Origin of the sequence: Nonomuraea sp. NPDC005501 (assembly GCF_040605905.1) — a bacterium.
In the GTDB taxonomy this organism is placed as follows: Bacteria; Actinomycetota; Actinomycetes; order Streptosporangiales; family Streptosporangiaceae; genus Nonomuraea.
In genome coordinates this window covers 1-8135 of the sequence record NZ_JBEXDT010000170.1, presented here as the reverse complement: position 1 = coordinate 8135, position 8135 = coordinate 1, and the positions used below count along the sequence as shown (strand labels likewise).

Here is an 8135-nt window from a genome sequence, read left to right as displayed (position 1 = left end):
GGCGCCCCGGACGGATCGCCGCGCGCGGACTCCGGTACGGGAGCCGGCGGCGGAACGAGTGCGGCAGCGGGGACGGGCATGAGCGCGGGCGCGAGGGCCGGGAGCGGGCGGCTGCCGTCCGTCGCGGCCGTCTGGGCCGAGCTCGACGACCTGCTGCTGGACTACGGGCTGGAGCGCGGCACCAGCGAGACGCCGCGGGCGCTGGCGCGGAGGCTGGCCGAGCGGTACGAGTTCGACGCCGGCTCGGCGGCGGCCATCACGGCCATCGCGTCGGCGGTGGAGCGGTCGCTGTTCGCCCGCTCGCCCGGCGAGATCGGCCCGGTGCGGCAGGACCTGCGCACGGTGCGGAAGGCTCTGGCGGCGACGGCGTCGCGCGGCAGGCGGCTGCGGGCGCTGCTGCTGCCGCCCTCGACGCTGCGCAGGATGCGGCTCATGGGCGAGCGGCTGCTGGACGGGTTCGACCGGCTGGAGAACCTGCGGCTGCGGAGGACGGCGGCCGAGAAGGGCTCGTAACGGGAGGCGCCCCGTGGTGACCGGCGCGGGGTGACCGGCGCGGGGTGACCGGCGCGGGGTGACCGGCGCGGGGTGACCGGCGCGGGGTGACCGGCGCGCGGGGTGGTGATTCGCCGGCCGGGTGCCGTGGCGGGATCGTGCGGTCGTTCCCTTGGGGGACGGCCGCACGATCACGCGGAGGCGATCCGTCGGCGAGCGCTGCCGGGGGTGATCCTGCGGCGGACGCGCGTGAGGTGTGAGTGGGCGGGCGCGCCCGGGGTGGAGAGCCGTCGGTGGGCGCGCGTGGGGGCGAGGTGGCCCGGCGGTGCCGGGCCTGGGCCGTGCGGCCCGGCGGGGATGCCGGGTCTGGCCCGATGGGAGGGGTCAGCGCTCGTCGTGACGACGGCGCCAGCGCTCTTCCATACGCTCCATGAACGTGCCCCGGCCACCGCGCCGCGCCGCCGGCTTACCCGGGGCGGGAACGGAGCCGGTGGCGGTGTCCACGAACCCGTTCATGCGTTTCCAGCTGGACAGGCCCCACAGACACGCGGCGAGCATGACCACGAAACCGCCGACGCCGAGCGGAATCAGGTTGATCACCACACCCACCATGAGGAGCACGACACCGAGGGCAAAGCCGACGGAGGCTTTGATCAGGCGGCGCTTGTAATGGCTGCGGGGGTCACTGATCCTGACGGTGTTGGCCCACTTCGGATCCTCGGCGTAGAGTGCCTGCTCGATCTGGTCGAGCAAGCGCTGCTCGTGCTCAGAGAGCGGCACGGCGCCTCCCAAGGACGGCCCCATTACGGGGAAGACGGCAACGGACGACACGGGGTGTCCGGACCTCGCGGTCGGTTATCCCCAGAATACGAGGCTGTAGACGTAGGCGAAAGCAAACGTCCAACGCAGACCAAACCGGAGGTGACGTCATAGCTCCATTGTGGGTCATCTAGGCACCACTCCCCACACTCCCCCCAGGTCCCGACATGGCGTCATGCTTCCATTTCATCAAGTCTTCCGCGCACAAGCGACGCCGGGAGCACCGCATCCGGCCCGAATCTGCGGATCGCCTTGTCCATCGCGCGTTCGGCCTCCCGCCATCCCGTCTCCCGCTCGCCGAGGCTGAGCTGCCGAGCCGCGGAGTCGGCCGGCCTGAGGTTCTCCATCCTGACACCGACGAGGCGAAGGCGCACCCGCTCCAGCCCGGCCGCCTCGAACAGCTCGCAGGCCGTGGCATAGATTTCCTGGGCCACGTCGGTCGGCTCCTTGAGGGTGCGCGAGCGGGTGATGGTGGTGAAGTCGGCCCGGCGCAGCTTCACGCTCACCGTCCGGCCCACGTGCCCGGCCGCCCGCATCCTGCCCGCCACGCGCTCCGACAGGCGCAGCAGCTCCCGCCTGATCGCCTCGGGGTCGTCCACGTCGGCGGCGAACGTCTCCTCGTTGCCGATGCTCTTGTCGGGCGCGTGGGCGGTGACGGGCCGCTCGTCGCGGCCCCACGCCAGCTCGGCCAGGTGGCCGCCGGCGGCCTGCCCCAGCTCGCGCCGGAGCGTGGCGGGCGGCACCCGGGCCAGGTCGCCGACCGTGCGGATGCCCAGCCGTACGAGCGCCTGCTCCGTGCGCTCGCCGACACCCCACAGCGCCGAGACGGGCAGGGGGTGCAGGAACGCCACCACCTCGGCCTCGGGCACCACGAGCAGACCGTCGGGCTTGCACTGCTTGGAGGCGAGCTTGGCGACGAACTTGCTGCTCGCCACCCCCACCGAGCACGTGATGCCGTAGCGGTCACGGACCTGCTCGCGGATCATCGCGGCGATCCGCGCGGGCGGGCCCAGCCGGCGCCTGGCGCCGCCGACATCGAGGAACGCCTCGTCGGAGGCGATCGGCTCGACCAGCGGGGTGATCGCGTGGAAGATCTCCATGACGCCCCGGGACACCTCGGAGTACTTCCCGTGGCTCGGCGGGATGATCGTGGCCTGCGGGCACATCCGGCGGGCCCTGCTCATGGGCATCGCCGAGTGCACGCCGTACGCCCTGGCCTCGTAGGTGGCGCTGAGCACCACGCCCCGGCCGGCGGGCGAGCCGACGATCACCGGGCGGCCGCGCAGCTCCGGCCGCTCCAGCAGCTCGACGCTCGCGAAGAACGCGTCCATGTCGACGTGCAGGATCGGGCAGCCGCTGTCATCGACCCCGGTCCGCGGAGCGGGGCCGATGCCGGTGATCTGCTTGCGGGACACGTCCTCGATTCTATCCGAACACGAGTGCGAACGCCCGGCGGGTTCAGCTCCGCCGGGCGAGAACGTGCAGCTGCGTGGCGATGTCGCGCAGGACGGGGTGCCCCGCGGCGGCCTGCTCCAGTGCCACCAGAGCCTCGGCCGCGCCGGGCTCGCCGTCGACCAGCCGGCTGGGCACCAGGTCGGCGAAGACTCGCACGCCGTGCACGGCCCCCACCGCGAAGCCGGTCGCCGCCAGCAGCTCGGACAGGGCCTCGGCGGTGTAGCGGCGCGGGGTGGGGTCGCGGTCGCCCCAGCGGCCCTCGTGGTCGGCGAGCGCCGTACGGGCCTCGTCGAAGTGGCCGGCCAGCGCGCGGTGGAGGGCGGCCGCCACCGGGTTGGCCGTCAGCACGCTCACCGCGCCGCCCCGGCGCAGCAGGCCCGCGACGGCGGTCATCGCGCCGATCGGGTCGTCGACGTACTCCAGCACGCTGTGACACAGCACCAGGTCGGCGCCGTCGCGGTCGAGCAGGTCGGCCAGGTCGGCCGCGTCGCCCTGCAGCCCCCGCACGCCGACGCCCTTCTCCTTGGCCCGGCGCTCCAGCGCGGCCAGCGAGTCGGGGCTCGGGTCGACGACCGTGACGGTGTGGCCCAGCTCGGCCATCGGCACGGCGAACCCTCCGGTGCCGCCGCCGGCGTCGACGATGTCGAGCCGGTCGCGCCCGGTGGCCTCTCCCAGCCGGGCCAGCTCGGCCAGCAACGCGTCCCAGACGACGGCGGTCCGCACCGCCGGGGGCCTCGTGACGCCTTCAGCACGCAACCTCGGCTCGCCTCCTTCTCGCTCCTCCGACCCGCCCCAGCCTACGCCGTCCCACACCTCCCACGTGCTGCCACGGGTGCCGTGGCAGCACGTGGGTGCCACGGGCACGGACCGTCACGGCGCGGGCGCCGGGGACGGGTGCGGTCTCCGTCACGGCACCGGGGCCGGGCGCAGGGCGCGGACCACGACGGCGGGGTCGGCGGCGAAGAACCGCACGGACGTGACCTCGGCGCGGCCGCCGAGCGGGCGCACCACGGTGACCGGGGCGGTCAGCTCGACGGCCACGTTGGTCTGGGACGACACCGCCACCCGCAGCCGCCCGTCCACCACCATGGCCCTGCCCTTCTCGTCGTACGAGCGCGCTGCCGCGACCGAGGCGATCAGCTCGCGCGGAATGCGGACGTCGAGGTACTCGCCGTACCGGACGCGCACCTCGTCCTCGCTCACCAGGTGCGGCCGCAGCGCGGAGGAGGCGGCCAGGGCCAGGACGAACAGCACCCCGTACACGTCCAGCAGGAGCACCGGCAGGTGGATCCCGGCGGGCACCCCGAGGGAGACGAGCAGCAGGTGCACCACGACGGTCTCCACGGCCATCGCGAAGACGAGGACGAGCAGGGTCGCCGCCTGCTCCCCCGCGTACGGGACCGCGACGGCGCCCGGCGGCACCCGGGGCCGGCCGCGCCGCACCACGAACACGACGAGAGCGGCGACCCCCCGCACCTCGAACTCCACCAGCCTGCGCACCACCGGCGGCATCAGGGCGTCGGCGGTGGCCGACAGCGCGGCCCGCCGGCCCGCGCCCTCCCGGCGCGCGGCCAGGAACAGCCGGCCGGCGACGACAGCCTCCAGCGTGAACACCAGCGCGGCGACCCCCTCCGCGCCCGCGAGCAGGGCGACCGGCGGACGGACCCCCCACACGAGCAGCACGGCCAGCAGGCACTCGGCGGGCACGACGGCGTAGAGGGCGGCGCGTGCGAGCCTCACCACGGCAGGGCCCACGCCGTCGCCGGGCCCTCACCGTGACGCGGCCTCACCACGGCACGGCCCTCACCATGACGCCCGCTCCCCCTGGGCCTCAGCATGACGTCCGCTCGCGCAGCCGCTCCATGAGCAGCCGCAGCACCTCGACCTGCGCGGGTGCCAGTTCCCCCGCGAGTGTCTCCAGCCACCGGTCGCCGTCCGTCACCGGCGAGCCGCCCGCCGCCGGCTCTCGACTGTTCTCGATCATGGCCGAGGCCATCGCGTCGGGGATGTGCCCGGCCAGGTCGGCGGCGAGCCCGGCCACCCTGGGGTCGCCCGGGTCGGCGTCGGCGAGGTCGTCGAGCCGCCGGTAGAGGTCGAGCCCGCCGGCGAGCGTGTCCGGCTCGGTGAGGGGCCGCATCAGGTCGACCACCGCGTTCTCGCCCTCCGGGCCGCCCATGGCGCTCGCCAGCGTCAGCATCTGGCGGTCAAGCTCGGCGACGGGCGATCCGTCGAGGGACAGGCCGCGCAGCACCTCCGCCAGGCCCGCCGACATGAGGGCGCCGGACCCCTCGTCGGCTCGGGCGAGCAGCGCGGCCAGGCGTGCGCGCTTGGCCGCGATCGCCTCCTGCTCCCTGACGAGGTCGGCGTCCAGTTCCTGGAGCACCTCGCGCAGGTCGCGGCCGTGGTCGCCGGCCAGCGCGTCGCGCAGCTCGTCGAGGGAGAGCCCCAGCCGGGCGAGCTGCCGGATGCGGGCCAGGCTCACCGCGTCCGCGAGCCGGTACTCGCGGTAGCCGTTGGCCTGCCGCGCCGGCTCGGGGAGCAGGCCGATGTGGTGATAGTGGCGCACGGTCCGGGTGGACACCCCGACCAGCGCGGCCAGTTCGCCGATCCTCATGACCCCTATGAGACACGTTGACGTCGCGTCAAGGTCAACTGGTGATCGGGCGTGCCCTAGAGGGTCAGGCTGGGCTTGAGCTGCTTGAAGCGGGCCAGCAGCCCGTTGACGAACGACGGCGACTCGTCCGTCGACAGCTCACCGGCCAGGTGGACCCACTCGCTGATGACCACGCCCTCGGGCACGTCGGGCATCCAGAGCAGCTCGTAGGTGCCGCCGCGCAGGAGGTTGCGGTCGACGGCGGGCATGCGCTCCAGGGTCCAGCCCTCGGAGTAGGTGGTGATCAGCTCGTCGATGCGGGCCTGGTGGCGGGCGACGCCCTCGACCAGGGCCGAGGTGTACTCGTTGACCGGCGGCTCCTGCCGCTCCACCCGCTCGGCGAGGATCTTGAGGGGATCCTCGCCGCGGATCTCCGACTCGAAGAGGATGTCCAGCGCGCGCCTGCGTGCCTTGCCTCGTGCCGACACCTCAGGCCCGGCCGAGGTATTCGCCGCTGCGGGTGTCGACCTTGACCTTCTCGCCGGTCGTGATGAACAGCGGCACCTTGATCTCGGCGCCGGTCTCCAGCGTGGCGGGCTTGGTGCCGCCGGTGGAGCGGTCGCCCTGCAGACCGGGCTCGGTGCTGGCGATGGTCAGCTCCGCCGCGGCGGGCAGGTCGACGTAGAGGGCGGCGCCCTCGTTGAAGGCGACCGTGGCCAGCGTGTTCTCCAGCATGTAGTTGGCCGCGTCGCCGACCGTGCCGGCGGGCACGTTGACCATGTCGTAGGTCTCGGTGTCCATGAAGACGAAGTCGTCGCCGTCCCGGTAGGAGTACTGCATCTCGCGCTTGTCGACGTTGGCCACGTCGACCTTCACGCCGGCGTTGAAGGTCTTGTCGACGACCTTGCCGGACAGCACGTTCTTGAGCTTGGTGCGCACGAACGCACCGCCCTTGCCCGGCTTGACGTGCTGGAACTCCACGACGGCCCACAGGTCCCCGCCGTCGAGCTTCAGCACCATGCCGTTCTTGAGGTCGTTGGTCGTCGCCACTCGTTCTCTCCCGCGTGCGGCCGCTCTAAAGGACGAGCAGCTCCTTGGTCGTCTTCGTGAGGAGTTCCGGCTCGCCCTCACGTGTCACGAGGGTGTCCTCGATGCGAACGCCGCCCTGACCGGGAAGGTAGACCCCCGGCTCGACGGTGATCGGAACTCGATCCTCTAGTCTACCGGTCCGCGAAGGGCCCAGGAACGGCTCCTCGTGGATCGCCAGGCCGACGCCGTGGCCCAGGCCGTGCCGGAAGTGGCCGCCGTGGCCGGCCGCCTCGATGACGGAGCGGGCCGCCGCGTCCACCTGCCGGACGTCGGCGCCGGGCTTGAGCGCCTCCCGGCCGGCGCGCTGGGCGTCGGCGACGAGGTCGTACAGCTCCCGCTGCCACGCGGCGGGCTCGCCGAGGCTGACGGTACGGGTCATGTCGGCGTGGTAGCCCTCGTACTGGGCGCCGAAGTCGAGGGTGACGAGGTCGCCGGCCCGCAGCGGCCTGGTGGTGGGGATGTGGTGGGGCACGGAGCCGTTCTCGCCGGCCGCGACGATCGAGTCGAAGGCGGGCCGGGCGGCGCCGAGCTCGGCCATGCGGGCCTCCAGGAGGTGGGCGACCTCGCGCTCGGTCAGGCCGGGTGCGATGGCGCGGCAGACGTCGGCGAAGGCCTGGTCGGTGATGGCGCAGGCCGTCCGCAGGAGCTCCAGCTCGTCCTCGTCCTTGACGGCGCGCAGCGTCTCCACGACGGGCTCCAGGGGGACGAGCACCTCGCCGGAGCCGCCCAGGCGGTCGAGGAGCGACCTGTACGTGGCGATGCTCATGCTGGCGGCCTCGACGCCCGCTCCGGGCACGGCCAGCGCGCCGGCCACGTCGGTGGCCTCGACGACGGGCACGTCCAGGGTCCGCGCCCGCTCCACGTACCGGTTGTCGGTGGCCAGCAGCGCCGAGCCGTCCGCCCCGACGAGCACGGCGGCGTTGGAGCTGTCGAGGCCGGTGAGGTAGCGGACGTTGACGCGGGAGGTGACCAGGAGGGCTTCGACGCCGCGGGCGGGCAGGGCCTCGGCCAGCCTCGCCCGCCGCCCGGAGTGGATCGTCATGGCGTCAATGTACGTCAGAGCCGCCAGTCCCCCATGAAGTCGGGCAGCGGGCCGGAGGACGGCACCTCGCCCCTGGCCTGGGCCTGCCTCAGCTCGGCCATGACCTTCCTGATCTGGTCGCGGCCGGCGTCGTCGCGGCCCCGCTCGAAGCTCTTGGCCGCCTTCCTGAGCTTCTTGCGGGCGTCGTCGGCGACGCGCGGGTTCACGTCGCCGACGGCCCGCTGGGCCGTCAGGGCGTTGTCGAAGGCCCACAGCCACGCCGACCATCCGCCCGGCGGGACGACGCCGCGGGTCAGCGTGGCCTTGGGCTGCGCGGTCTCGCGGAGGGCGGTGGGCCGGCCCGACGGGATGACCACCTTGGGCGTGCTCGACGGGGACGTGGTCGGCTCGGGGGTGGGGATCGCGGGGAGCGTCTCGACCGTGGCGGCCGGGGTCGGGGTGGGGGCGGCGGTGGGCGTGTCCTCGGAGCCGCCCCACACCACGAACGCGACGGTGACGGCGGCGATCACGGCCACGGCCGCGCCGAGCTGGAGGAACAGCCGCCGGTTGGAGCCGCTGTCACGCCCGTCGCCCGGCACCGCGTCGTAGACGGCGGTGTCGCCGCCGCGCGGCGGCGGCTGCTGGAACGCGCCCGGGGCCGTGGCG

9 protein-coding genes and 1 pseudogene are annotated in these 8135 nt (G+C 73.8%); 1 reads left to right on the top strand and 9 read right to left on the bottom strand.

What is annotated here, in order from left to right:
* The coding region (locus ABZS51_RS41450; RefSeq protein WP_355453480.1) for a DUF4129 domain-containing protein at positions 1 to 513 on the top strand (513 nt) is incomplete at its 5' end.
* 363 nt (positions 514 to 876) lie between these two features.
* On the opposite strand, the gene ABZS51_RS41445 is transcribed toward ABZS51_RS41450, so the two are convergent.
* From ABZS51_RS41445 to ABZS51_RS41405, 9 genes and pseudogenes are all read right to left on the bottom strand, one after another.
* Positions 877 to 1272, bottom strand: a complete 396-nt coding sequence (locus ABZS51_RS41445) for a DUF3040 domain-containing protein (protein WP_310717394.1) — start codon at positions 1270 to 1272, stop codon at positions 877 to 879.
* 212 nt (positions 1273 to 1484) lie between these two features.
* Positions 1485 to 2726, bottom strand: a complete 1242-nt coding sequence (locus ABZS51_RS41440) for a DNA polymerase IV (protein WP_355453477.1) — start codon at positions 2724 to 2726, stop codon at positions 1485 to 1487.
* Between the two features lie 43 nt (positions 2727 to 2769).
* Positions 2770 to 3522 carry a methyltransferase domain-containing protein gene (locus tag ABZS51_RS41435; RefSeq protein WP_355453474.1) on the bottom strand — a complete coding sequence of 251 codons (753 nt, stop codon included), beginning with the start codon at positions 3520 to 3522 and terminating at the stop codon, positions 2770 to 2772.
* Between the two features lie 150 nt (positions 3523 to 3672).
* Positions 3673 to 4506 (bottom strand): hypothetical protein, encoded by an 834-nt coding sequence (locus tag ABZS51_RS41430; protein ID WP_355453471.1) that lies wholly within the window; start codon positions 4504 to 4506, stop codon positions 3673 to 3675.
* A 91-nt stretch (positions 4507 to 4597) separates the two neighbouring features.
* Entirely contained in the window at positions 4598 to 5380 is a 783-nt protein-coding gene (locus ABZS51_RS41425; RefSeq protein ID WP_355453468.1) for a MerR family transcriptional regulator, read from the bottom strand.
* Positions 5381 to 5436: 56 nt separating this feature from the next.
* Positions 5437 to 5847, bottom strand: coding sequence for a transcription antitermination factor NusB (nusB, locus tag ABZS51_RS41420; RefSeq protein ID WP_310717399.1), 411 nt, complete (start codon positions 5845 to 5847; stop codon positions 5437 to 5439).
* A 1-nt stretch (position 5848) separates the two neighbouring features.
* Entirely contained in the window at positions 5849 to 6409 is a 561-nt protein-coding gene (efp, locus tag ABZS51_RS41415; protein WP_310717400.1) for an elongation factor P, read from the bottom strand.
* Between the two features lie 25 nt (positions 6410 to 6434).
* Positions 6435 to 7490 carry a Xaa-Pro peptidase family protein gene (locus tag ABZS51_RS41410; protein ID WP_310717401.1) on the bottom strand — a complete coding sequence of 352 codons (1056 nt, stop codon included), beginning with the start codon at positions 7488 to 7490 and terminating at the stop codon, positions 6435 to 6437.
* A 14-nt stretch (positions 7491 to 7504) separates the two neighbouring features.
* Positions 7505 to 8135, bottom strand: a pseudogene (locus ABZS51_RS41405) (hypothetical protein); the annotation flags it as partial.